General features: G+C 54.3%; 25 protein-coding genes. 14 read left to right on the top strand and 11 right to left on the bottom strand.

Features of this window, described 5'->3' with window-relative positions; translation table 11 throughout:
• Window positions 1-2: 2 nt before the first annotated feature.
• From ACQG03_RS09460 to ACQG03_RS09475, 4 genes are read left to right on the top strand one after another with little or no spacing between them, the layout of a single operon-like run.
• Window positions 3-2546: a fimbria/pilus outer membrane usher protein gene (locus ACQG03_RS09460; protein WP_063163266.1), complete on the top strand. Its 2544-nt coding sequence runs from the start codon at window positions 3-5 to the stop codon at window positions 2544-2546.
• A gap of 1 nt (window position 2547) precedes the next feature.
• The gene (locus tag ACQG03_RS09465) at window positions 2548-3495 is read left to right on the top strand and encodes a fimbrial protein (RefSeq protein WP_063163267.1); all 948 of its coding nucleotides are present in this window, start codon (window positions 2548-2550) and stop codon (window positions 3493-3495) included.
• Between the two features lie 11 nt (window positions 3496-3506).
• Window positions 3507-4019, top strand: coding sequence for a fimbrial protein (locus ACQG03_RS09470; RefSeq protein ID WP_022647865.1), 513 nt, complete (start codon window positions 3507-3509; stop codon window positions 4017-4019).
• A 41-nt stretch (window positions 4020-4060) separates the two neighbouring features.
• Window positions 4061-4714, top strand: coding sequence for a helix-turn-helix transcriptional regulator (locus ACQG03_RS09475; RefSeq protein ID WP_022647866.1), 654 nt, complete (start codon window positions 4061-4063; stop codon window positions 4712-4714).
• Between the two features lie 52 nt (window positions 4715-4766).
• Here the strand turns inward: ACQG03_RS09475 and fdhF are convergent, their stop codons facing one another.
• The 4 genes from fdhF to ycgZ form a co-directional block, all read right to left on the bottom strand.
• Window positions 4767-6917, bottom strand: coding sequence for a formate dehydrogenase subunit alpha (gene fdhF / locus ACQG03_RS09480; RefSeq protein ID WP_063163268.1), 2151 nt, complete (start codon window positions 6915-6917; stop codon window positions 4767-4769).
• A gap of 193 nt (window positions 6918-7110) precedes the next feature.
• Complete coding sequence (locus ACQG03_RS09485; RefSeq protein WP_022647868.1) at window positions 7111-7389, bottom strand: biofilm/acid-resistance regulator YmgB/AriR; 279 nt, start codon at window positions 7387-7389, stop codon at window positions 7111-7113.
• Between the two features lie 29 nt (window positions 7390-7418).
• Complete coding sequence (locus ACQG03_RS09490; RefSeq protein WP_032622175.1) at window positions 7419-7739, bottom strand: hypothetical protein; 321 nt, start codon at window positions 7737-7739, stop codon at window positions 7419-7421.
• A gap of 4 nt (window positions 7740-7743) precedes the next feature.
• Entirely contained in the window at window positions 7744-7983 is a 240-nt protein-coding gene (gene ycgZ / locus ACQG03_RS09495) for a regulatory protein YcgZ (protein ID WP_058677990.1), read from the bottom strand.
• Window positions 7984-8322: 339 nt separating this feature from the next.
• On the opposite strand from ycgZ, the gene ACQG03_RS09500 reads away from it, so the two are divergent.
• Together ACQG03_RS09500 and ACQG03_RS09505 are read left to right on the top strand one after the other, a co-directional pair.
• A complete protein-coding gene (locus ACQG03_RS09500) occupies window positions 8323-9543 on the top strand; it encodes a diguanylate phosphodiesterase (protein WP_058677991.1) in 1221 nt (406 codons plus the stop codon).
• A 188-nt stretch (window positions 9544-9731) separates the two neighbouring features.
• On the top strand, window positions 9732-10460 hold the full coding sequence (locus ACQG03_RS09505; RefSeq protein WP_023299929.1) for a MerR family transcriptional regulator: 729 nt from the start codon (window positions 9732-9734) through the stop codon (window positions 10458-10460).
• A gap of 110 nt (window positions 10461-10570) precedes the next feature.
• Here ACQG03_RS09505 and ACQG03_RS09510 read toward each other — a convergent pair whose 3' ends face one another.
• Together ACQG03_RS09510 and ACQG03_RS09515 are read right to left on the bottom strand one after the other, a co-directional pair.
• Window positions 10571-10825: a hypothetical protein gene (locus tag ACQG03_RS09510; RefSeq protein ID WP_169806221.1), complete on the bottom strand. Its 255-nt coding sequence runs from the start codon at window positions 10823-10825 to the stop codon at window positions 10571-10573.
• Window positions 10813-11163, bottom strand: coding sequence for a hypothetical protein (locus ACQG03_RS09515; RefSeq protein WP_237765594.1), 351 nt, complete (start codon window positions 11161-11163; stop codon window positions 10813-10815). The genes ACQG03_RS09510 and ACQG03_RS09515 overlap by 13 nt, the downstream gene beginning before the upstream one ends.
• Window positions 11164-11659: 496 nt before the next feature.
• Between ACQG03_RS09515 and sufA the strand changes: the two genes are divergently transcribed.
• The 7 genes from sufA to ldtE all read left to right on the top strand — a co-directional run bounded on the left by sufA (window position 11660) and on the right by ldtE (window position 18288).
• Window positions 11660-12028 (top strand): Fe-S cluster assembly scaffold SufA, encoded by a 369-nt coding sequence (gene sufA / locus ACQG03_RS09520; protein ID WP_022647873.1) that lies wholly within the window; start codon window positions 11660-11662, stop codon window positions 12026-12028.
• A gap of 8 nt (window positions 12029-12036) precedes the next feature.
• Complete coding sequence (sufB, locus tag ACQG03_RS09525) at window positions 12037-13527, top strand: Fe-S cluster assembly protein SufB (RefSeq protein WP_063163269.1); 1491 nt, start codon at window positions 12037-12039, stop codon at window positions 13525-13527.
• Between the two features lie 9 nt (window positions 13528-13536).
• Entirely contained in the window at window positions 13537-14283 is a 747-nt protein-coding gene (gene sufC / locus ACQG03_RS09530; protein WP_022647874.1) for a Fe-S cluster assembly ATPase SufC, read from the top strand.
• Window positions 14258-15529, top strand: a complete 1272-nt coding sequence (gene sufD, locus ACQG03_RS09535) for a Fe-S cluster assembly protein SufD (RefSeq protein WP_022647875.1) — start codon at window positions 14258-14260, stop codon at window positions 15527-15529. The genes sufC and sufD overlap by 26 nt, the downstream gene beginning before the upstream one ends.
• The gene (sufS, locus tag ACQG03_RS09540) at window positions 15526-16746 is read left to right on the top strand and encodes a cysteine desulfurase SufS (protein WP_063163270.1); all 1221 of its coding nucleotides are present in this window, start codon (window positions 15526-15528) and stop codon (window positions 16744-16746) included. Before sufD ends, sufS begins: the two co-directional genes overlap by 4 nt.
• 14 nt (window positions 16747-16760) lie before the next feature.
• The gene (sufE, locus tag ACQG03_RS09545) at window positions 16761-17177 is read left to right on the top strand and encodes a cysteine desulfuration protein SufE (protein WP_063163271.1); all 417 of its coding nucleotides are present in this window, start codon (window positions 16761-16763) and stop codon (window positions 17175-17177) included.
• A gap of 97 nt (window positions 17178-17274) precedes the next feature.
• The gene (ldtE, locus tag ACQG03_RS09550; protein WP_045309082.1) at window positions 17275-18288 is read left to right on the top strand and encodes a L,D-transpeptidase LdtE; all 1014 of its coding nucleotides are present in this window, start codon (window positions 17275-17277) and stop codon (window positions 18286-18288) included.
• 60 nt (window positions 18289-18348) lie between these two features.
• Here the strand turns inward: ldtE and lpp are convergent, their stop codons facing one another.
• The 3 genes from lpp to ACQG03_RS09565 form a co-directional block, all read right to left on the bottom strand.
• Window positions 18349-18585, bottom strand: a complete 237-nt coding sequence (gene lpp / locus ACQG03_RS09555) for a murein lipoprotein Lpp (protein ID WP_001082307.1) — start codon at window positions 18583-18585, stop codon at window positions 18349-18351.
• Window positions 18586-18897: 312 nt separating this feature from the next.
• A complete protein-coding gene (gene pykF / locus ACQG03_RS09560) occupies window positions 18898-20319 on the bottom strand; it encodes a pyruvate kinase PykF (RefSeq protein ID WP_015570703.1) in 1422 nt (473 codons plus the stop codon).
• 7 nt (window positions 20320-20326) lie between these two features.
• Window positions 20327-20521 (bottom strand): hypothetical protein, encoded by a 195-nt coding sequence (locus ACQG03_RS09565; protein WP_420968275.1) that lies wholly within the window; start codon window positions 20519-20521, stop codon window positions 20327-20329.
• On the opposite strand from ACQG03_RS09565, the gene ACQG03_RS09570 reads away from it, so the two are divergent.
• On the top strand, window positions 20431-20667 hold the full coding sequence (locus ACQG03_RS09570) for a hypothetical protein (RefSeq protein ID WP_426726156.1): 237 nt from the start codon (window positions 20431-20433) through the stop codon (window positions 20665-20667). The two genes, ACQG03_RS09565 and ACQG03_RS09570, sit on opposite strands and share 91 nt — an antisense overlap.
• Before the next feature lie 29 nt (window positions 20668-20696).
• Here ACQG03_RS09570 and ACQG03_RS09575 read toward each other — a convergent pair whose 3' ends face one another.
• Window positions 20697-21842: a trans-sulfuration enzyme family protein gene (locus ACQG03_RS09575; protein WP_063163272.1), complete on the bottom strand. Its 1146-nt coding sequence runs from the start codon at window positions 21840-21842 to the stop codon at window positions 20697-20699.
• A 12-nt stretch (window positions 21843-21854) separates the two neighbouring features.
• Window positions 21855-23225: a pyridoxal-phosphate dependent enzyme gene (locus ACQG03_RS09580; RefSeq protein ID WP_063163273.1), complete on the bottom strand. Its 1371-nt coding sequence runs from the start codon at window positions 23223-23225 to the stop codon at window positions 21855-21857.
• Between the last annotated feature and the right edge of the window lie 150 nt (window positions 23226-23375).

Here is a 23375-nt window from a genome sequence, read left to right on the forward strand (position 1 = left end):
TCATGACAACGGCATTTAATACAGTGCAGCCTGCGCGCCTGGCAATATTCATTGCCCTCGCGCTTGCGGGTTTCTCTCCCACACTGTGGGCCAGTGAGACGTTTAATACGGAACTGGTAGAACTGGATAATCCCGGAATGGGAAAAGCGGATTTATCTGCCTTTGAATCCGGCTCGCAGGCACCCGGGACGTACCACGTGGATATTATTCTTGACGAGCGGCTGCTGGAAACGCGGGATATTCGTTTCATGGCAGGGAAGGATGCTAACGGCAGTGAAACGTTGCAGCCGTGCCTGAGTATCAGGCAGTTAAAAGCGTGGGGCGTGAAAACGGCGCTTTTCCCGCAGCTCGACGCCGGGCAAGGAGAATGCGCCGATCTCAAGGCGATTCCACAGGCCAGCGCGGACTTCCAGTTTGGCGCCCAGCGTCTGGCAATCAGCATCCCACAGGCGGCCATAGATCTGCCAGCGAGAGGTTACGTTCCGCCGGAGATGTGGGATGAAGGCATTACCGCGGCCATGCTCAACTACAGCCTGAGCGGCGCGAACAGCCGGGCAAGAAGCGGGGCAGGCACCCGCAGCGACAGTCAGTATGCAAACCTGCGACCGGGGATCAACGTCGGTCCCTGGCGGTTACGCAACTACACCACCTGGTCCCGCGATGCGTCCGGCCAGGATAAGTGGGACAATGTCTATACCTTGATGCAGCGCGCGATTATTCCCCTGCAAGCCCAGCTTACGCTCGGAGACAGTTCCGCCCCTGCCGATGTCTTTGACAGCATGCCTTTTCGCGGCGTCCAGCTGGCGTCCGACGACGACATGCTACCGGATTCCCTGAAAGGCTATGCGCCGGTGGTGCGCGGTATTGCGCGAACTAACGCGCAGGTCGTGGTGCGTCAGAATGGCTATCAAATCTACCAAAGCTATGTGGCGCCGGGCGCGTTTGAGATCGCGGATATGTATCCCACCGGCGGCGCGGGCGATCTTGAAGTCACGATCGTCGAAGCCGATGGCAGTGAGCAACATTTCACCCTGCCGTACGCTTCGCTGCCGGTCCTGCAACGGGAGGGGCGCCTGAAATATGCCCTTACTGCCGGGCAGTATCGATCGTATAACCGTAGCGTGGAGAAAACCCCCTTCGGGCAACTGACCGGAATCTACGGCCTCCCTTACGGCCTCACGCTCTATGGCGGCGTCCAGCGGGCAGATAAGTACCAGTCGGCGGCTCTGGGGGTGGGCAAGAACATGGGCGTTCTCGGGGCGATATCCGCAGACCTCACCCAGGGCTGGTCAACGCCGGAGCATGCCGCGAAAACAAGCGGTCAGTCGTGGCGGGCCCGATACAGCAAGAATTTTATTAATACCGGGACGAACTTTTCGATTGCCGGGTATCGCTACTCGACCCGCGGCTATTACGGGATGCAGGAGGTACTCGATTCGTACGGCGACAGCAGCGCGCTTCAGGACAGGCGACGTAACCGTGCCGAGCTGACGATGAGCCAGACGCTGGGGGACAACCTGGGCGCGCTTACCCTCAGTGCGGCGCAGGAAGATTACTGGAATGACGGTAAGTCGATGGCTTCGTGGAGCGTCGGCTATAGCAACTACTGGCACAACATCAGCTATGGCCTGACATGGACCTACAGCAAAAATGTCCGCTCAGCGTCAGAAACCCGCGACAACCAAAAAAACGCTGATCACGACCAGCTTCTGGCGTTCAACATCAGCATTCCGCTGGATAAATTTTTGCCGCAGACATGGGCGAACTATGGCATGAACGCCAGCAGGAATAACGGGATGACACACAGCATCGGTCTGAACGGGGTGGCTCTCGAAAACCGAGCCCTGAACTGGAACGTGCAGCAGGGATACGGCACAGAGGGCGTGGGCTATACCGGCAGCGTTAACGCGGACTACAGAGGCACCTATGGCGAAGCCACGGCGGGGTATGGTTATGACAAAAACAGTGAACGCCTGAATTACGGGCTACAAGGCGGCATTCTCGCCCATGCTGATGGCATCACGCTTTCTCAGCCGCTGGGGGAGACCAACGCCTTAATTAAAGCCCCTGGCGCCCACGGCGTGGATATCCGCAATCAGCCCGGTGTACGGACAGATTTTCGCGGTTATACGGTCGTGAGCAACCTTTCGGTCTACCGAAAAAACGATCTCACTCTCGATCCGGAAAATATGCCGGAGGATGTCGAACTGGAGATCAACACCCGCACGGTGACGCCGACGCGGGGAGCGGTGGTGAGAGCCGATTATTTGCCGAAGTCAGGTCGCCGGGTGCTGATGACCTTGACCGACAACGAACGCGCCGTGCCGTTTGGGGCGGTGGTCACCCTTGTCGGTGATGAGAGCAGCAGTTTTATTGTGGGCGATCGCGGTCAGGTTTATTTAACCGGTATGCGCGAGGAGGGGACGTTAGTCGCGACATGGGGGAGTCAGCCCAGCCAGCAATGCCGCGCTGATTTCAGCCTGCCGACACACTCAACATTCGGTGGGATCGCTGACATGCGCGCCTCCTGCCGTCAGGAACGTTAACATGAAATGGCTTATCGTGATTTTGCTTCTCTGTTTGCTCGCGGCGGGAAACCTCGCCCGTGCCGGTACGTGCACCACCATCACGCCGCAGCTGTCAACCCTGTCCGTGGGGACGATTAACGTGCAGCGTGATGCGCCTGTCGGCACGGTGGTCTTTTCCGGCGCGGCGACAGCCACCGGTTCCTATCTTACTGGATGTGCTAATCCGCTGATGCTGGGATTCAGCATGCGCTACAACAGCGCCACGTTGAGCAGCTACGGCAATCATGTTTACAACACTAACGTCAGCGGGATAGGCATACGCTTTTCCTCCAACGCCTATTTTGAAAACCCGAGCAATACGTTCTCGTACAATGCGCAGACCTCCTATGTCGACTGGTATGGCGGGAGGATTGAGCTGGTGGTGACTGGCCCGGTCTCATCGGGGGCGTTAACCCCGGGGGCGATCGGCGTCGTGACGCTTCAGGGGAGCGACGGCATCTATCGTGACGGCCTGACCACGCAGCTCACCGCCGGAACCATTAATGCCATGGCGTGCACGGTGAATACGTCACAGCTGACGTTTCCGATCGGGGATATCCCCGCCTCGGCGTTCGGCACCGTGGTGGGCACCACGCCAGCGGGAGCACAGAACACGCAAAACCTGGGCTTAACCTGCGCCGCCGGAACCAATATTACGGTCTCGCTCAGTGGAATACAGAATCCGGACAGCGCCAATACCAGCGTGATGGCCTTAACCGGGCAGGGAAATGCCGGCACCGCAAAAGGGGTTGGGGTGCAGCTTATCTATAACGGTGTGCCGCTGGTGATGAACAGCCGACTATTCTTGCGGCAGTCTGCCGGCGGGCAAGATACATTGCCGTTAACGGCCCGATATTACCAGACGTTGAACCGCGTGGAGTCAGGTTCAGCAAATGCCTCCGCCACCCTTAATTTGTCCTATCAGTAGCAGGTACGAAGATGAAAATAATATACGGGACACTGCTGTTACTGGCTTTACTCAGCGGGAAGGCTTTCACCGCTGATAGCGTCAACATCGGTGTGACGGGAAATATCGTTGCGTCGCCGTGCATATTTAATGGCGGGAGTAACAGCCTCGATGTCAATCTGGGCAATATTCAGGCAACCAATATGGCGACGCCGGGCTCAACATCGGATCCGGTGCCATTTAGTCTGCTGTTCACCCAGTGCCCAACGGGAACGCAAAGTGTGACCGTCTCTTTTACTGGCAGCCCCGATCCCGCGGCGGGCGCGGACTATTTTATGAACAGCGGTTCGGCCACGCACGTGGCGATAGCCATGCGCGATGCCCAAACGGGTACGCTTAAAGGAACAGGCTCTGGCATGACTCAAACTATTGGTGCCGACAGAACCGCGACAATGGCTATGCAGGCCTCGGTTAAATCCGTGACGGGTGGCGTCACGCCGGGAAGCATCAGTGCAGTTGTGGTGATGACGATGCAGTACAACTGAGCGCCGGTGATATGCCTTTTTTAAAGACGTTGGTATGAGCTATGTTAAATATTCTGATTCAGGAAACCGATCTATTTTTTCAGGCTGGGCTACATGAATTTTTCGAGGATTTTTTTAAACATAACTTTCATCGTGCCATCACATTTAACCTGGCGCTGACCCATGAAAACGTCAGTCAGGCCGATATTATTGTCCTGTCATTATGCCAGGGTGAAACACTAACCTGTTTTCCCGAGTTACTCGCCCGGCAAAAAGGGATTGTGCTAGGGTTTGTCGACGATGAACTGCGCTTTTCGGCGTTGCCCTCCTGCTTTCAGGACATTATTTTTCTCCCTCGCCGTGCATCGCTTGATCGTATCAGTGGCGTACTGTTTATCGCGTGGTTCAGGACGCAATTACCGGGTTATACATGGACTAAACATAACTGCTTCGACTGCCAGCATAAAGGGTTATCCCGGCAACAAATTCGTATTCTGGTCAATTTTTACCGAGGGCTGTCGGTAGTACAGACCGCTCAGGCGCTGGAGATGAGCCAGAAAACGGTCTTTACCCATAAATATATGCTGATGCAAAAATTTAATCTGCGTAGCGATTACGAGCTGATCGTACTGTTGAGAAGGTTGATGGAGAAAAAGAGCCGTCCGAACCTGCTTCGCGATTACCTTGAAAATAATTATGCAGAACAGATAGCGTAAAACGCCAGCGGATAGCTGGCCGGGCAGTGATAGCCACCACCCGGCAATGCATTTAAACGTTAACCGCAGCGATCAACCGCGTCTTCATGGTCTGGTACGCAGAAGCCGCAAAATCCTCCGCCCAGCGCTGGTCCTCGATCGCCTCCATCTGCACGGCGCAATATTTCGTTTCAGGCGTTCTGGAGATCGGGTCTAGATTATCCTGCGTCAGCTCATTACAGGCGCCAATCCACCACTGGTAGGTCATATAGATTGCTCCCGCATTGATGCGCTCGCTGATGCTGGCGCGCGTGATCACTTTACCCCGGCGTGAACGTACCCAGACCAATTGGCCGTCGGCGATCCCACGCTCATCCGCGTCGGCCGGGTTCATTTGCACCCGGCCCGGCTCGTCGGCCAGGCTTTGCAGCGCCGCGCAGTTCCCGGTCATTGAGCGACAGGAGTAGTGACCGACTTCGCGCACCGTGCAAAGTACCAGCGGGTAATCCGTATCCGGTGTCTCGGCCGGAGCGCGCCAGGGGGCAGCAAACAGCTGGCCTTTGCCAGTGGGGGTGTCGAACTGATTATCCCTGTACAGATAGGGTGTGCCGGGATGATCAAGGGTTGGGCAGGGCCACTGGACATGGCCCATCTCGCCCATTTTTTCGTAGGTCACGCCGTAGAAGAGGGGGCACAGCTCGCGCATTTCGTCCCAGATCTGCTGGTTATTCTCGTAATGCATGGGATAGCCCATCTCCGTGGCCAGCAGGCTGATGATCTCCCAGTCGCGCTTGACGTTGCCGCTGGCCTCAATGGCCTTGCCAAAACGCTGGAAGCCGCGATCGGCACAGGTGAACACGCCAGCATGTTCTCCCCATGACGTGGCAGGGAGCAGTACGTCAGCCACCTCTGCCGTTTTGGTCATAAAGATGTCCTGAACCACCACAAAATCGAGGGACTCAAAGCCGCGGCGGACCAGGCCCAGATCGGCTTCTGTCTGAAGCGGATCTTCCCCCATGATGTAATAGGCTTTGATCTTACCTTCCAGCGCGAGATGCGGCACTTCGGTGATACGCGTCCCGACGCGATCGTCCATCCGGCTGACATTGATTTTCCACGCATCGGCAAATTTCAGTCTGACCGCCGGGTCAGTGACATCCTGGTAGCCGGGGAACATATTGGGCAAAACGCCCATATCGCAGGCACCCTGAACGTTATTTTGCCCGCGAACCGGACCTACGCCGACTGCAGGGCGGCCCAGGTTGCCGGTGAGCAGCACCAGGCTGGAGAGACCTTTCACCACATCAACCGCCTGACCAAACTGCGTAACGCCCATTCCCCACATTACCGTTGCTGAAGGCGCCGCCGCGAACATGCGCATTGCCTGACGAACATCCCGCGCGGGAATGCCCGTCAGATGTTCAACCTGCTCGGGTGCGTAATCTTTTACCGTCAGTCGGTAAGCCTCAAGCCCTTCTGTGAAGCGGGCAACGTAGTTTTTGTCGTACAGTTCCTCTTCAAGCAGGACATAGCCAAAGGCATTGACCAGCGCCATGTTACTGCCGTTTTTCAACTGAAGATGAAGATCGGCAATGCGTGCCGTTTCAATATGACGCGGATCGCAGACGATGATTTTTGCGCCATTTTCACGTGCTTTAAGCACGCGTCGGGCGACGATGGGGTGAGAGTCGGCGCAGTTATAGCCGAACACCAGCAGGCATTTTGAGTTTTCAATATCGTTAATGGAATTGCTCATAGCACCGTTGCCGAGGGTCTCCTGTAAACCGGCAACGGACGGACCGTGACAGACGCGGGCGCAGCAGTCGACGTTGTTAGTGTTCAGCACCGCACGGGCAAATTTTTGCATCACATAGTTGGTCTCATTGCCCGTTCCCCGCGAGGACCCCGTGGTCATAATGGATCGAGGGCCGTACTGATCTTTGATGCTTTTAAGCCTGTGAGCAGTATAGCGAATGGCCTCTTCCCAGGTAACAGGGGTAAAGGACTCGCCTTTGCTGTAGCGGATCATGGGCTGCGTCAGACGGGGGGTAAGCAGCCGTGTGTCGTTAAGAAAGTCCCAGCCGTAGAATCCTTTCAGGCAAAGCGTGCCCTGATTGGTTACGCCATCAGCGGCTTCGGCACGGATAATCCGGTTATTTTTCACGACGAGGTTTAGTTTGCAGCCTGCACCGCAGTAAGGGCAGACGCTGGCGATTTTTTTCATCAATAACAGACCTGTTAAGAAATGAAGCAATGTTTACTGGAAAGCCCAGTCCCTTAGCGGACTAAGCAGGATCCATGCCACATTCAGCGTGCTTGATTAACAGGGCGTCAGGGAAGAGAGGGTGTGTCATCGTCAGTCTGTTCGTCAGAATTGACGATGACACGCTATCCGTAGGGATGGGAAGGGAGAGGTGTTAAAGATCGTCCATGGTATAACCGACAACAATTTCCAGCGTCTTGCGGATCACATCCGCCTTAACGACATCGTCGGTGGTTTCCAGCGTCTGGATCAGCCAGAGAATGATCGCTTTGTTGGTCAGATGACCTTCAGAAGCGAGAACACAACGAACCGCAGTCGAAAAAATGGCAGACTCTTCAGCAAAGCGATCGCCTGCGTGACGGAAATACTCCGACAACGCGCTATCTAAAAAGGCGGAGTGGTATTCGGGTTGAAGCTGAATATTTTGTCTCATTTGTTCTCACCGTTGCTGTAAAGTTGTAGTCAATGCATCTTTTTGGGATCGGACGGTTTTCCATTTCCAAATAACGGCACTACATTGTCTCGATTATTTTTGAGAGATCCCTCTCTCTGTATTCGTCCTTGTGCGGTTCTGCGACCTTTAAAAGCGACAGTGCCTGTGCTGATTTCAGCTATCACCCTCGCTAATGTCTCCCGCCGCTGGGGATCCGTCTCACAGGCTTGCATGTTACGCAGACGCTGAACCAATCCCTCGGTCGTCACGGGACCGCGCTCCTTCAAAAGTGAAAGAGCGGCTTCTCCAATAAGCTGGTCGATCAGTCGGTCCGCATCACTGCTGTTCATAACATTAGCGTTCGAAGAGCAGACCAAGAAGCAGGTGATAATGATGTTCCTCTTCCGGACCATTGGCCCTTTCAAGGCGACTCAACAGTTTTGTGCAGAGCGATTTGCGATTCAGATTCCGCCCATCGCTAAGGATTTCAACAACAACCTGACCCAGGGTTTCCTGTTGGGTTGGAAGCGCGGCTTTTTCGAAGTACTGCGCAATCGCTGTTGCTGAGTCTGCGACGTTTCCGTTCTGCTGCATGTTTCGCTCCTGTAAAATTCTGTAATCAGTAACGTTACATTTAAGGTATACATAATTTTCAAATCTGTACATTTAAAATGTACAATTTTTTAAATATTTTATAATATATTTTATAAAGTGTTTATTTATCATGGTGTTATGCGTACGCACTTTACTGCGTGATTCACAAGATATATTGTACAATCCGAAGCGGCGTCGCAGAGTTGTACAAGTCCGTGAATGACGCAAAAAAGCCGTGTAAATCGTTGAGATGTAAATTATTTGTTGGGCAATTAATGTGCTATAACAGAGCTTTCCCCACGTGTTTTCGTGGTCACCCCCTCAATCTTCAGGATTAGCATGCTCACAACCATCATTTACCGCAGTCATATCTGCGAGGACGTTCCAGTGAAAGCGCTGGAAGACATGGTCGCTGCTGCAAATTGTAGAAATCGCCAGTTCGATGTGACGGGGATTTTGCTGTTTAACGGCACACACTTTTTTCAGTTACTTGAAGGGCCCGCTGATAACGTTAAGGAGATCTATGAGCTCATTTGCCGTGACCCACGGCATCACAACGTGGTCGAATTGTTGAGCGATCACGGGCCTTCAAGACGTTTTGGCAATGTGGGTATGGAGCTCTTCGACCTTCGTCAGTACGACACCAACGAAGTGCTGCAACAGGTTCTTGATAAAGGCACAAGCCGCTATCAGCTAACCTATAACGATCGCGCCCTGCAATTTTTCCGCACCTTCGTTGAGGCCACTGAAAAAGCCAACTACTTTGAGCTGCCTCCGGCTGACGCCTGGGAGTTTGTCATCGAAAACACGCCGTTATCCTCCCAGCCGACGGTAGTGGCAATGGGGGCGGACTGTAGTTTCGCGTTTCAACCTATCGTCGATCCGTTTATGCAGCAGGTTGTTTCCTGGGAAGCCCTGATCCGCACGCCGTCCGGTGAGTCTCCGGAAAGCTATTTTGCCAACCTGTCGCGTGAGGCGCTGTACGAATCGGATCTGAAGAGTAAACAGGTGGCTTTGTCGATGGCAAGCGCGCTGGGCCTACAGACTCAAACGTTGTCCATTAATCTGCTGCCGATGACGCTGGTCAATGTTCCTGGCGCCGTCGATTTTTTACTGACGGCAATTGAGGCGAACGGTTTTGTGCCGGAGCAAATTGTAGTCGAGTTCACCGAGAGCGAGGCCATCTCGCGCTTTGAAGAGTTCACCAGCGCGGTCAGGCAGCTTAAAAGCGCCGGGATCAGCGTGGCCATCGATCACTTTGGCGCGGGATTCGCCGGTCTGCAACTGCTGGCCCAGTTCCAGCCGGACAGAATCAAGATCAACCGTGATTTGATTGCCAACGTGCACAAGAGCGGCCCGCGTCAGGCGATCATTCAGTCGATCATTAAATGCTGTGCGTCCCTGGAAATCCTGTTCTGTGCGGTAGGTGTAGAGCTGGCTGAAGAGTGGATGTGGCTGGAATCCGCCGGGATTTCTCAGTTCCAGGGACACCTTTTCGCCAGCCCGCGTCTGGGGGGCATTCCGGCGATTGCCTGGCCCGAGAAAAAGTACGATTTATAAAAACCTGTACGTAACTCTTAAAAGTGACCTGTACGTACGGCTAAATTTATACAACAATACATTAACGAGTGAGGGGTTCGTTGAGCCATTCACTTGTCTCAGAACGAGGAGTTAGTTATACAAATGATTTGTACAATCTGATAAGGTTGGTTTGGTTAGGTATGGAAGTATTGTGCGTGAGGGAGTTAATGGCCTATTACAGTATCGGCGAAGTGGCCGAACGATGCGGTATCAACCCCGTTACGCTGCGTGCCTGGCAGCGCCGTTATGGATTGTTGAAGCCGCAGCGAAGTGAAGGGGGTCATCGTCAGTTTGACGATGAAGATATCCTGCGTATCGAAGAGATCAAACGCCTGATGAAAACGGGTGTTTCGGTCGGTAAAGTAAAAGCGCTTCTTGAAAATACAGAAGTGATGACGCATGGGAACTGGGCATCGTTTCAGGAAGAGATGTTAACCGTTCTGCGCTATGCCAATCCGGCAAAACTGCGCGCCAAAATCAGTGAGTTCCGCCGCGACCATGCGATGGATGTTCTGATAGATAACATCATCACCCCTGTGCGTCAGCGAATGAATCAGGATCAGAATACGGTGCGTCATATGGCGAGCCTGCTCGACGGTGTCCTGATTGAGTTTGCCGTTACTAGCCTGGTTGAATCACGAAAAAAAGCAGGTAAAGATGCGCTACTGGTTGGATGGGAGTGCGACGACCGTACGCATTTGTGGCTGGAAGCGGCCCGTCTTGCCTACAAGGGCTGGCATATCGACGTGCTGGCTGAACCGATTGATTCTCCACGTCCGGAACTTTTCCCTGGACAAAAAATTTTCGTCTGGACCGGTAAAGCACCTACGCCTCGTCAACAGGAGCAGCTCGACCACTGGCGTGAACAGGGTTTCGCCGTCTCGTTCCATCACTGATGTTAAGGGGGCCAACGGTAAACCGCCAGCGCGGGATTTTTGCTTTCTGGCGATACGACAGGGGTATCCGCGAAGATGCATAGCATCAGTACCCCTGTCATATCGTCGGTTTATTCCATCATCAGGTTGTCTGAAATATTCATACTGGCCACGGATTCAACTTTCCACACGCCATCTTCCTTGAGCATGCAGTCAATCACGGTGTGATCCCGCTTTTTGCCGAATGAGATATAAACCTGCATACAGGCGGCATCGTAATCCAGCGCCCGCGCACTGACGATGTCCCAGTCATCTTCATATCCCTGAGCCTTGATGAACAAATCGACGTCAGGCACGTCATATTCATCTGGATTCAACTTATCCATGGCTTTAAGTTGCTGATGGTTTCGCGGGTCACATATGGCCTCAGCGCTTCATAGTTTTTCAGGGGCTCTTTCCCGATAATAATTTGCGAAATGTACCACTTATTAAACTGAAGGGCAGCGGATACCTCAGGGGGTAACTTCTGTGCAGCTGATGCGAGAGTGGGCAGAAGCAGGATCGCCAGAATTAAATTGCTTTTCATATCCTTAGCATAATGTGTGTTCTGTAGATTAGCACCGCCGGCGCGAATGGATTTTGAAACAAATTCTGCACATCTTTTCTGGCTATACTGACCTGCATGCTGGCGAGCATGAACTGCGGCTTTATGGGCACTCCACATAATTTAATCCCTTACTGAATAAATGGTTAACAAGGGAAACATTACGCCGAAAAGGGACGAGTTTATGTAATTAATCATGATCGGAATTTAACCACTATCAGACTGATAAATAATGGTTAACTTATCCATCAAACGTCTTTATGCGCGCCCAGGTAAGGCAAAAAATAATTAAAAAGAACCTGGCTTAAGGGGGAGGCATACGTAAAAAATGTATATGATGCCTGGGCGTACTTTAGCTATCTCAAAAATAGGTATTTTCAATACAATTTTTATTATTGCCCGCCACCTTACCGCCTTTCTTATGAAATGCATTATTTATCAATGCATTGAACAAAACTAACCCACCCATCCGCATCCCGTCACAGGGTCTATGCTTAATGAAAGTAGCCAAAAAGGGCGGTTTAGCCCAAAGCCCCTGCTCGCAGGGGGTTGAAGTGATAATCGTTATCACTAACATGGTGTTATGCCCTGGTGGCTTATCAGATGAGGTGGACCTATGGAACTGCATTCAGAAACCTTCAATCCGGCCGATTTTGCCTGGCGTGGCTTAACGCTGACGCCCGCGGCGGCGGCGCATATTCATGAGCTGGTGGCAAAAAATCCCGACATCCTCGGCGTACGCTTAGGCGTTAAGCAGACGGGCTGCGCAGGATTTGGCTACGTGCTGGATACCGTAACCGAACCCAAAAAGGACGATCTGGTCTTTGAAACCGACGGTGCAAAGTTATACGTCGCGCTACAGGCTATGCCGTTTATTGATGGAACCGAAGTCGACTACGTTCGGGAAGGTTTAAACCAGTTATTCAAATTTCATAACCCGAAAGCCCAGAACGAATGCGGCTGCGGCGAAAGCTTTGGGGTATAGGCGGTACTATGTCTCGTAATACTGAAGCAACGAGTGATGTAAACACCTGGAGCGGCGGACACCTCAACTATAAAGAGGGTTTCTTCACGCAGCTGCAAACCGATGAGCTGGCGAAAGGCATCAACGAAGAGGTCGTGCGCGCCATTTCGGCGAAACGTAACGAGCCGGAGTGGATGCTGGACTTTCGCCTGAGCGCATTCCGCGCGTGGCTGGAGATGGAAGAACCCCACTGGCTGAAAGCGCATTACGATAAGCTGAACTATCAGGATTACAGCTACTACTCCGCGCCCTCATGCGGCAGCTGCGATGATACCTGTGCCTCGCAGCCCGGCGCGGTACAGCAAACCGGTGCCGAGAACAGCTTCCTGAGTAAAGAGGTGGAAGAGGCCTTCAATCAGCTCGGCGTGCCCGTGCGCGAAGGTAAAGAGGTGGCGGTGGACGCCATTTTTGACTCCGTCTCGGTGGCAACCACCTACCGTGAAAAGCTGGCGGAGCAGGGGATAATTTTCTGCTCCTTTGGGGAAGCCATTCACGATCACCCGGAGCTGGTGAAAAAGTACATTGGCACCGTGGTACCCAGTAACGATAACTTCTTCGCGGCACTGAATGCGGCGGTGGCGTCAGACGGCACCTTTATCTACGTGCCTAAAGGTGTGCGCTGCCCGATGGAGCTCTCAACCTATTTCCGCATCAACGCGGAAAAAACCGGCCAGTTTGAACGCACCATCCTGGTGGCCGATGAAGGCAGCTACGTCAGCTATATCGAAGGTTGTTCGGCGCCGGTGCGCGACAGCTACCAGCTGCACGCGGCGGTGGTAGAGGTGATCATCCATAAAGACGCGGAAGTGAAATACTCTACGGTACAGAACTGGTTCCCGGGCGATGGCAACACCGGTGGTATTCTGAACTTCGTCACCAAGCGTGCGCTGTGCGAAGGTGAAAACAGTAAGATGTCCTGGACGCAGTCAGAAACCGGCTCCGCCATTACCTGGAAATACCCGAGCTGTATTCTGCGCGGCGACAACTCCATCGGTGAGTTTTACTCCGTGGCACTGACCAGCGGTCATCAGCAGGCCGATACCGGCACCAAGATGATCCACATCGGTAAAAACACCAAATCGACCATCATCTCCAAAGGGATCTCTGCCGGTCACAGCCAGAACAGCTATCGCGGGCTGGTGAAAATCATGCCGACAGCCACCAACGCACGTAACTTTACCCAGTGCGACTCCATGCTGATTGGTGCGGACTGCGGGGCGCATACCTTCCCCTATGTCGAATGCCGCAATAACAGCGCCCAGCTCGAGCATGAGGCGACTACGTCACGTATCGGTGAAGATCAGCTGTTCTACTGCCTGCAACGCGGGATCAGTGAAGAAGATGCGATTTCAATGATTGTTAACGGCTTCTGTAAGGACGTGTTCTCTGAACTGCCGCTGGAATTTGCCGTTGAAGCCCAGAAACTCCTCGCCATTAGTCTTGAACACAGCGTCGGTTAAGGAAAGCACATGTTAAGCATTAAAGATTTACAGGTTAGCGTGGAAGAGAAAGAGATCCTGCGTGGGCTCAATTTTGACGTCAAACCGGGTGAAGTTCACGCCATCATGGGGCCAAACGGCTCCGGGAAAAGTACGCTTTCAGCGACGCTGGCAGGACGCGAAGATTATGAGGTCACCAGCGGCTCCGTTGAGTTTAACGGCAAGGATCTGCTGGAGATGTCGCCTGAAGAGCGTGCCGGTGAGGGCATCTTTATGGCCTTCCAGTATCCGGTGGAAATCCCGGGCGTCAGCAACCAGTTCTTCCTGCAAACCGCGCTGAACGCGGTGCGCAAGTATCGCGGGCTTGAGGCGCTGGATCGCTTTGACTTCCAGGATCTGATGGAAGAGAAAATCAAGCTGCTGAAAATGCCCGAAGATCTGCTCACCCGCTCGGTGAACGTGGGTTTTTCTGGCGGTGAGAAAAAACGTAACGATATTCTGCAAATGGCGGTTCTTGAGCCGGAGCTGTGCATTCTCGATGAAACCGATTCAGGGCTGGATATTGATGCCCTGAAGATCGTTGCCGACGGCGTAAACTCTCTGCGTGACGGTAACCGCTCATTTATTATCGTGACTCACTACCAGCGTATTCTGGACTACATCAAACCGGACTATGTCCACGTGCTTTATCAGGGGCGCATTGTGAAATCCGGTGACTTTACGCTGGTTAAACAACTGGAGGAGCAGGGTTATGGCTGGCTTACCGAACAGCAGTAATGCACTCCAGCAGTGGCACCGGCTGTTTGAAGCCCAGGGTGGAGCGCGCTCTGAACAGGCTCAGCACCATCTCCAGCAGATGCTGCGTCTCGGTTTACCGACGCGTAAGCATGAGAACTGGAAATATACCCCGCTGGACGGCCTGCTGAACGGCGAGTTTGTCACCCGTCTGGCGCAGGTTAGCCCCGGCCAGCGCGATGTGCTGGCGCTGAGCGTGGATGCCGTGCGTCTGGTGTTTGTAGACGGGCAGTTTCGTGAGGAACTCAGCGACAGCGTACAGGAGAGCGGGTTCGATATCGCCATTAACGACGAGCGCCAGTCGTTGAGTGCTCCGGTCCAGCCTGACGTCTTTCTGCACCTCACAGAGAGCCTGTCTAAGTCTGTCACCCATATTCACGTTAAGCGTAACCAGCGCCCGGCGAAACCGCTGCTGCTGATGCATATCACCCAGGGTGTTGAGGGCGGCGAGATCAACACCGCCCACTATCGCCACCATCTCGAGCTGGCAGAAGGGGCAGAAGCGACGGTAATTGAACATTACGTTAGTCTGAACGACACCCGCCATTTTACCGGCTCGCGTCTGACGATGAACGTGGCGGCCAACGCCCAGCTGCACCATATCAAGCTGGCGTTTGAGAATCCGCTCAGTCACCACTTCGCCCACAACGATATTCTGCTGGGCCAGGATGCCGCGGCTTACAGCCACAGCTTCCTGCTTGGCGGCGCGGTGCTGCGCCACAATACCAGCACCCAGCTGAACGGTGAGAACACTACGCTGCGTATTAACAGCCTGGCGATGCCGGTGAAGTCAGAAGTGTGCGACACGCGCACCTGGCTTGAGCATAACAAAGGCTACTGCAACAGCCGTCAGCTGCACAAAACCATCGTCAGCGACAAAGGACGTGCGGTGTTTAACGGCCTGATCAATGTGGCGCAGCACGCCATCAAAACTGACGGGCAGATGACCAACAACAACCTTTTGCTGGGACGTCTGGCAGAGGTGGACACCAAACCACAGCTGGAAATTTATGCGGACGACGTGAAATGCAGCCACGGCGCAACGGTCGGGCGTATTGACGATGAGCAGATGTTCTACCTGCGCTCTCGCGGGATAGACCAGCAGGCCGCGCAAAAGATGATTATTTACGCCTTTGCGGCTGAGCTGACGGAAGCGCTGCCCGATGGCGGACTTAAACAGCAGGTGCTGGCCCGTATCGGTCAGCGGCTGCCTGGAGGCGAAGCATGATATTTCCCGTAGAGAAAGTCCGGGCAGATTTTCCGGTACTGACCCGTGAAGAGAATGGTCTGCCGCTGGCCTATCTCGACAGTGCGGCCAGCGCGCAAAAACCGAATCAAGTGGTGGATGCGGAAGCCGAGTTTTACCGCCACGGTTATGCGGCGGTCCATCGCGGGATCCACACCCTGAGCGCCGAGGCGACCCAGCGCATGGAAAACGTGCGCACGCAGGTTGCGGCGTTTCTCAACGCGCGTTCGCCGGAAGAGCTGGTGTTCGTGCGTGGCACCACCGAAGGGATCAACCTGGTGGCTAACAGCTGGGGCAATGCGCAGGTGCACGCGGGGGATAACATCATCATCACCCAGATGGAGCACCACGCTAACATCGTGCCCTGGCAGATGCTCTGTGAGCGTATGGGGGCGCAACTGCGGGTGATCCCGCTAAACGAAGACGGTACGCTTCAGCTTGAACAGCTGGACGCCCTGCTTGACGACAGAACGCGGCTGGTAGCGGTGACCCACGTTTCAAACGTGCTGGGGACGGAAAATCCGGTGGCGCTGATCGTCGACAAAGCCCATCAGGCCGGTGCGAAAGTGTTGATTGATGGCGCCCAGGCGGTGATGCACCATGCGGTTGACGTACAGACTCTGGACTGCGATTTCTACGTCTTCTCCGGGCACAAGCTGTATGGTCCGACGGGCATCGGCGTGCTGTATGTGAAGGAGGATATTCTCCAGGCCATGCCGCCGTGGGAAGGGGGCGGGTCAATGATTGCCACCGTCAGCCTGACGGAAGGCACAACCTACGCCCGGGCGCCCTGGCGCTTCGAGGCGGGCACGCCAAACACAGGCGGGATCATCGGGCTGGGCGCGGCCATTAGCTACGTATCTGAAACGGGGCTGGCGGCGATTCAGGAGTACGAACAGCTGCTGATGCAATATGCCTTGCAGGAGCTTGCCGGCGTCCCGGATCTGACCTTATATGGCCCTGCTGACCGTCTGGGTGTGATAGCCTTCAACCTCGGCAAGCATCACGCTTATGATGTGGGCAGTTTCCTGGATAATTACGGCGTCGCCGTACGTACCGGGCATCACTGCGCGATGCCACTGATGGCGTATTATCAGGTACCGGCCATGTGCCGCGCATCGCTGGTGATGTACAACACAACGGAAGAGGTCGACAGACTGGTGGCGGGACTGAAACGTATTCACCAGCTGCTTGGCTAACGGAGAGGCGTGAGATGGCAGATTTGCCGGACAGAGATAAATTGCTGCGTAACTTTGGGCGTTGCGCAAACTGTGAAGAGAAATACCTTTATATTATCGAGCTAGGTCAGCGCCTGCCGCCGCTCAGCGAAGAGGCGCATAACCGGGACAACATCATTCAGGGCTGCCAGAGCCAGGTCTGGATCCAGATGCAGCAGACGGATGATGGCGTAATCGATTTACAGGGTGACAGCGATGCCGCCATTGTGAAGGGGCTTATTGCCGTCGTATTTATTCTTTATCACCAGATGTCGGCGCAGGATATTGTCGCCTTTGACGTTCGCCCGTGGTTTGAAAAAATGGCCTTAACCCAACACCTCACCCCGTCCCGCTCCCAGGGACTGGAAGCGATGATCCGCGCCATACGCGCCAAAGCCGCAATCCTTAGCTAAACTGACAGAACAGCATTCATTCTGTTTCGCGGGGTGGTTTCCACCTCGCTAGTTTTTCAGCTTTCTGACGTTTGGTCAGTGAATAAGGAATCTCAGCATGAAGCGCGCGTCTCTAATAACTCTATTACTCCTTGGTTCGCTCAGTGCTGTTAATTCAGCCAGGGCGGTTGATTATCCTTTACCGCCCGCAGGCAGCCGCCTGATTGGGCAAAATCAGACATACACCATTCAGGAAGGCGACAATAAGCTACAGGCTATCGCTCGTCGGTTTAATACCGCCGCACAGCTTATCCTTGAAACCAATAATACCATTGCACCGGTAAACCCTGCGCCAGGAACGGTCATTACCATTCCTTCCCAGATGCTGCTCCCGGACACCGAGCGTGAGGGTATTGTGGTGAATCTGGCGGAGCTGCGTCTTTACTTCTATCCGCCTGGCGAAAATATCGTGCAGGTCTATCCGCTGGGTATTGGTCAGCTTGGGCTGGAAACACCGGTCAGCACCACCCGTGTGAGTCAGAAAATCCCTAACCCTACCTGGACCCCCACAGCGGGCATCAGAGCGCGCTCACTGGCGCAGGGCATTAAACTGCCGCCTGTGGTACCCGCAGGGCCAAATAACCCGCTGGGGCGCTTTGCGCTGCGTCTGGGCATCGGGAATGGGGAGTATCTTATTCATGGCACCAGCGCGCCGGACAGCGTAGGGCTGCGGGTCAGCTCGGGCTGTATGCGAATGAACGCGCCGGATATCAAAGCGTTGTTTGAACAAGTGCGCGTCGGCACGCGGGTGCAGATTATCAATGAGCCGGTTAAGTTCTCCGTCGAGCCGGACGGCAAACGTTATATCGAGGTGCACAGGCCGCTGGCGCAGGCTGAGGGCGAAAACCCACAGACGGTGCCGTTCACGCACTCAGCGGCGTTTACCGCCTTCGCAGCGGAATCAGGTAGCGATAAAACGCTAATCGACAAAGCTCTGGCGCGCAGAGCCGGGATCCCGGTTGCCGTTTCAGCAGGCAATGGTTCGTCAGCCAGCAATTCTGTCCTTTCGGTTCAGAACAGTCGTGTCTCAGCGGCGGTGACGGAAGGCGAGGTAGAGAAAGCGCTTCAGTAGAGGTTTGACGAAGGCAAAAAAAATGGCGCACAATGTGCGCCATTTTATTAACAGGTACTATTACTTACGGTATTTAGTAGCCTGGTTGTCCAGACGCTGGTTAGCGCGAGCTGCGTCGTCTTTAGCAGCCTGAACGTCGGAACGCATTGCGTTCACGTCGTTGCTCAGCTGGTCAACTTTAGCGTTCAGAGTCTGAACGTCAGAAGACAGCTGATCGATTTTAGCGTTGCTGGAGCAACCTGCCAGCAGAGTAGAACCCAGGATTACCGCGCCCAGTACCAGTTTAGTACGATTCATTATTAATACCCTCTAGATTGAGTTAATCTCCATGTAGCGTTACAAGTATTACACAAAGTTTTTTGGGTTGAGAATATTTTTTTGATGGGATTACGCCTATTTTTGATCGTTCGCTCAAAGAAGCAACGAAATCGGCAATTTTGACGAAAAAGCTATGTTAAAAAAGGCATTTTTCATCGGATTCATCTTAGATAAATCGCGATTAAATAGAAAAACCCGATTTGCTTTTTGAATAGTTCTGGTTAATGGCGGGAATAAAAAAAGCGCCCCGAAGGACGCTTTTTAACAAAACAATAATTTGTTCGTGAAATATTACAGTACGTGGACAGATGCAGTGTTGGTTGTACCGCTTGGTACCAGTGCACCAGAAACCATAACCACCACGTCGCCTTTCTGAGCCAGGCCACAATCAACCAGTTCCAGAGCCACTTCTTTACCCAGACGATAGAAATCATCGGTAGAGGCAATCTCTTTCACCAGGTGTGGGATCACGCCTTTGCTCAGCACCAGCTGACGCGCGGTGGTTTCGTTGGTGGTCAGCGCCAGAATGGTCGCATCCGGGAAGTATTTACGCACGGCACGCGCAGATTTACCGCCCTGGGTCGCCACGACAATCAGTGGGGCTTCCAGTTTCTCGGCGGTTTCTACCGCACCACGGCACACGGCTTCGGTGATGCGCAGTTTACGGCTGTCGTTGTTATAATCCAGACGGCTTTTCATCACGCGGTCGGTACGCTCACAGATGGTCGCCATGATGCCGACCGCTTCCAGAGGGTATTTCCCTTTTGCAGATTCGCCAGACAGCATAACGGCATCGGTACCGTCGAGGATGGCGTTCGCCACGTCGCCGGCTTCAGCGCGGGTAGGGCGTGGGTTTTTGATCATGGAGTCCAGCATCTGCGTTGCGGTGATAACCACTTTACGCGCGCGAACGCATTTCTCGATCATCATCTTCTGCGCGAAGATCACTTCTTCAACCGGGATTTCTACGCCCAGGTCGCCACGCGCTACCATGATACCGTCAGACGCTTCAAGGATTTCGTCGAAGTTGTTCAGGCCTTCCTGGTTTTCGATCTTAGAGATGATCTGAATGTTCTCACCGCCGTGCGCTTTCAGGTGCTCGCGGATCTCAACCACGTCAGAACGTTTACGGATGAAGGACGCCGCAACGAAGTCCACACCTTGTTCGCAGCCGAAGATCAGGTCTTGTTTGTCTTTTTCAGCCAGCGCTGGCAGAGCAATGGACACACCCGGCAGGTTAACGCCTTTGTTTTCGCCCAGATCGCCGTTGTTCAGCACTTTACAGATAACCTTGTTACCTTCAATCGCGGTCACTTCCATGCCGATCAGGCCGTCATCTACCAGCACTGTGTTGCCAACGGACAGATCGCTGGTGAAGCCTTCGTAGGTCACGGCAACGATTTCGTTATTACCTACAACGGATTTGTCGGTGGTGAAGGTGAAGGTCTGGCCCGCTTTCAGGGAAACGTCGTTACCGCCTTCCAGTTTGATGGTGCGGATTTCAGGACCTTTGGTGTCGAGCAGGATTGCCGCTTTTTTCCCGGTCTTGCTCATCACGTTGCGCAAGTTCTGAATACGCTGACCGTGTTCAGCATAGTCGCCGTGGGAGAAGTTCAGACGCATCACGTTCATGCCGGCATCCAGCATTTTGCTCAGCATCTCTTCGGATTCGGTTTTCGGGCCGATAGTACAAACAATTTTCGTCTTTTTCATGACAGTCTTAGTCTTTAAGTTGGGAAGGATATGGAAATCTCGCTCCGGGGGCGCACCGCCGCGGAGTCAAACCTGTGTTGCGAAAGAGTATATGACACGCACTAAGAATAGGTGACATCAAATGAGCGTGCAGAAGAAAGTGTGCCTGAGTGCCAGCCCAACGAAGGAGAGGAGAAGTTGTACGTTGTTTTTTGTATTCCAAGCGCTGAAACCATTCACCAGGGATTTGGCGCGCATTATAAGCTGATTCACAGTAAAAAGGAAAATGGAAACAGCGTTTCAAAAACAATCTGTGCAGATTCACATAAGTTTGTTATCAAGGCGTTAAGGCCTAATGTCATCTTATGACGGCAGGCGCAACGCCCGCCGTTTTTTGCTCACTTTTCCAGCGCCTGCTGAAGGTCGGCGATCAGATCCTCCGCATCCTCAATCCCCACCGACAGGCGTATCAGCTGCGGCACAATGCCGTTTGCAAGACGCTGCGCCAGTGGAATGGAGGCGTGGGTCATGCTGTAGGGCTGGCTCACCAGACTCTCCACCCCGCCCAGGCTTTCCGCCAGGGTAAAGAGCGTAAGATGACGAATCACCTCTGTCGCGCGTTGCGCATCGCCTTTAATCACAACGGAGATCATGCCGCCCGGCAGCGCCATTTGTCTGCGGGCAAGCGCATACTGGGGGTGTGACTCCAGCCCGGGATAGAGCACGCTCTCTATCTGCGGATGCTGCTCCAGCCATTGCGCAATCGCCAGCGCGTTGGCACTGTGCTTCTCAACGCGCAGGGAGAGGGTGCGAATCCCCCGTAGCGTCAGGAAGCTGCTGAACGGATCCAGAACGCCGCCAACCGCGTTTTGCAGATAGCCCAGACGCTCCGTGAGATCCTTATTTGCCCCGACAACAGCCAGCCCGGCAACCACGTCTGAATGACCGTTGAGATATTTGGTGGCGGAGTGAACCACAATGTCGAACCCCGCCTCCAGCGGCCGGTGAATGACCGGGGAGGCGAAGGTATTATCCGCCACGCTGATCGCATTATGGCGCCGGGCAATGTCTGCGATCGCCTCCAGGTCGGCCAGTTTCAGCAGCGGGTTCGTCGGCGTTTCCACCCAGATCATGCGGGTGTTCGGGCGAATGGCGGCCTCAAGTCCGGCTATATCGTCCGGCTTAACCCAGCTCACCTGTAACCCGGTGCTGCGCTTGCGCACGTTTTCGATCAGGCGATACGTACCGCCATACACGTCGTCAATGGCAACGATATGGCTGTCTTTATCCAGCAGTTCGAGCACGGTGGAAATGGCCGCCAGCCCTGACGCGAAGGCGTACCCGCGCGTGCCGCCTTCCAGTTCGGCGATGGCGGTCTCCAGCGCATGGCGGGTTGGGTTGCCGCTCCGGGAGTATTCGTAGCCGGTATGTTCACCCGGTGCCGGTTGCGCAAACGTCGACGTGGCGTAAATTGGCGGCATCACGGCGCCGTGCGTGTCGTGATACTCACCGCTGTGAACGCTGAGGGTGGCCAGGTTTTTCATCTTTTGCTCCTTTTATTTCGTCAGGCGGTTACGCCAGGTGGTGAGTACGTCACTGCGTGTGATCAGACCCAGAAAGCGGTCTTCGTCATAAATAATCGCCACCAGGCCACGGTCAAAGATGGTGTACAGGGCGCTCTCCGGGGCCAGCTTATCCAGATATTCGACCTGACGCGTCATGGCCGCCGTCACGGGGAGAGAGAAGCGATCGGCATTTCCCTCAATGTGTCGCAGCAGGTCCCACTCGTCGATGATGCCGACGACCTTGTTGTTATCGAGCACCGGCAGCTGGGAGATGTCGTACAGGCGCATGCGGGCCAGCACGGTGGAAAGCGTGTCGTCCGGGGCGGCAGTCACCGTCGCGCCTTCATCGTGGCGCAGGGCAATATAGTCCGAGAGATCGCCTGCCTGCGGACGCGAAATCAACCCCTGCTGGCGCATCCAGTCGTCGTTGAACATCTTCGAGAGGTATTTATTTCCGCTGTCGCAGGCGAAGGTGACCACACGTTTTGGCGTAGTCTGCGCCTGGCAATATTTCAGCGCCGCCGCCAGCAGCGTGCCGGTGGAGGAGCCTGCCAGGATCCCTTCCGTTTTTAGCAGATCGCGGGCGGTGGTGAACGCCTCACGATCGGTAATGCGCCAGGCGCGGTTAACCCCTTCGATGTGCGCCAGCGGAGGGATAAAGTCTTCGCCAATCCCTTCAACCAGCCACGATCCGGCATCGTGATGGCGTCCGGTCTCAACCTGGTCCGCCAGCACCGACCCGGCCGGATCGGCAAGCACAAATTCCGTCTGCGGCGAATGTTCTTCAAACCACGCCTGTAAGCCACCCAGCGTACCGCCGGACCCCACGCCGACGACGATGGCATCGATCTGGCCGTCAAGCTGTTCAAACAGTTCCGGTGCGGTAGTGGTGCGGTGCGCCAGCGGATTGGCCGCGTTATTGAATTGGTCGATATAAAACGCGCCTGGCAGTTCGTTCGCCAGCCGCCGGGCATAATCCTGGTAGTAGGCCGGATGCCCTTTATTCACATCTGAACGGGTCAGCACGACCTGCGCTCCTAACGCGCGCAGGTGGAAAATCTTCTCGCGGCTCATTTTGTCCGGCACCACCAGGATCAGCGAGTATCCCTTTTGCGCCGCAATCAACGCCAGCCCCAGGCCGGTGTTCCCCGCCGTGGCTTCAATAATGGTGCCGCCGGGCCGTAGCTGCCCCATACGCTCGGCTTCGTTAATCATCGACAGCGCGACGCGGTCTTTAATCGAGCCGCCTGGATTCTGATTTTCCAGCTTCAGAAACAGCGAGCAGGGGCCGGTATCCAGCTTGTGCAGCTGGATGAGTGGCGTATGGCCAATTAGTTCGGTGACGGAGTGGTAAAGCGTCATGGTCATGTCCTGTGAAGAGGTGATGACCGGATGATAGGACCATGAAATTTTCTCATTAAAGAACGTTTCACTGGGTTTTAGAACAGAAAGGAATAATCCTTATGTTTTTGGATTGAAAGACAGCAAGACGTAAAGGTGCCCGGATGTGAG

Source organism: Enterobacter cloacae complex sp. 342H5 (assembly GCF_050030905.1).
Lineage (GTDB): Bacteria > Pseudomonadota > Gammaproteobacteria > Enterobacterales > Enterobacteriaceae > Enterobacter > Enterobacter intestinihominis.

Coding starts and splice junctions, on each gene's coding strand:
- ACQG03_RS09460 (WP_063163266.1), top strand. CDS start 3: ATGACAACGGCATTTAATACAGTGCAGCCTGCGCGCCTGGCAATATTC.
- ACQG03_RS09465 (WP_063163267.1), top strand. CDS start 2,548: ATGAAATGGCTTATCGTGATTTTGCTTCTCTGTTTGCTCGCGGCGGGA.
- ACQG03_RS09470 (WP_022647865.1), top strand. CDS start 3,507: ATGAAAATAATATACGGGACACTGCTGTTACTGGCTTTACTCAGCGGG.
- ACQG03_RS09475 (WP_022647866.1), top strand. CDS start 4,061: ATGTTAAATATTCTGATTCAGGAAACCGATCTATTTTTTCAGGCTGGG.
- fdhF (WP_063163268.1), bottom strand. CDS start 6,917: ATGAAAAAAATCGCCAGCGTCTGCCCTTACTGCGGTGCAGGCTGCAAA.
- ACQG03_RS09485 (WP_022647868.1), bottom strand. CDS start 7,389: ATGAGACAAAATATTCAGCTTCAACCCGAATACCACTCCGCCTTTTTA.
- ACQG03_RS09490 (WP_032622175.1), bottom strand. CDS start 7,739: ATGAACAGCAGTGATGCGGACCGACTGATCGACCAGCTTATTGGAGAA.
- ycgZ (WP_058677990.1), bottom strand. CDS start 7,983: ATGCAGCAGAACGGAAACGTCGCAGACTCAGCAACAGCGATTGCGCAG.
- ACQG03_RS09500 (WP_058677991.1), top strand. CDS start 8,323: ATGCTCACAACCATCATTTACCGCAGTCATATCTGCGAGGACGTTCCA.
- ACQG03_RS09505 (WP_023299929.1), top strand. CDS start 9,732: ATGGCCTATTACAGTATCGGCGAAGTGGCCGAACGATGCGGTATCAAC.
- ACQG03_RS09510 (WP_169806221.1), bottom strand. CDS start 10,825: ATGGATAAGTTGAATCCAGATGAATATGACGTGCCTGACGTCGATTTG.
- ACQG03_RS09515 (WP_237765594.1), bottom strand. CDS start 11,163: ATGTGGAGTGCCCATAAAGCCGCAGTTCATGCTCGCCAGCATGCAGGT.
- sufA (WP_022647873.1), top strand. CDS start 11,660: ATGGAACTGCATTCAGAAACCTTCAATCCGGCCGATTTTGCCTGGCGT.
- sufB (WP_063163269.1), top strand. CDS start 12,037: ATGTCTCGTAATACTGAAGCAACGAGTGATGTAAACACCTGGAGCGGC.
- sufC (WP_022647874.1), top strand. CDS start 13,537: ATGTTAAGCATTAAAGATTTACAGGTTAGCGTGGAAGAGAAAGAGATC.
- sufD (WP_022647875.1), top strand. CDS start 14,258: ATGGCTGGCTTACCGAACAGCAGTAATGCACTCCAGCAGTGGCACCGG.
- sufS (WP_063163270.1), top strand. CDS start 15,526: ATGATATTTCCCGTAGAGAAAGTCCGGGCAGATTTTCCGGTACTGACC.
- sufE (WP_063163271.1), top strand. CDS start 16,761: ATGGCAGATTTGCCGGACAGAGATAAATTGCTGCGTAACTTTGGGCGT.
- ldtE (WP_045309082.1), top strand. CDS start 17,275: ATGAAGCGCGCGTCTCTAATAACTCTATTACTCCTTGGTTCGCTCAGT.
- lpp (WP_001082307.1), bottom strand. CDS start 18,585: ATGAATCGTACTAAACTGGTACTGGGCGCGGTAATCCTGGGTTCTACT.
- pykF (WP_015570703.1), bottom strand. CDS start 20,319: ATGAAAAAGACGAAAATTGTTTGTACTATCGGCCCGAAAACCGAATCC.
- ACQG03_RS09575 (WP_063163272.1), bottom strand. CDS start 21,842: ATGAAAAACCTGGCCACCCTCAGCGTTCACAGCGGTGAGTATCACGAC.
- ACQG03_RS09580 (WP_063163273.1), bottom strand. CDS start 23,225: ATGACGCTTTACCACTCCGTCACCGAACTAATTGGCCATACGCCACTC.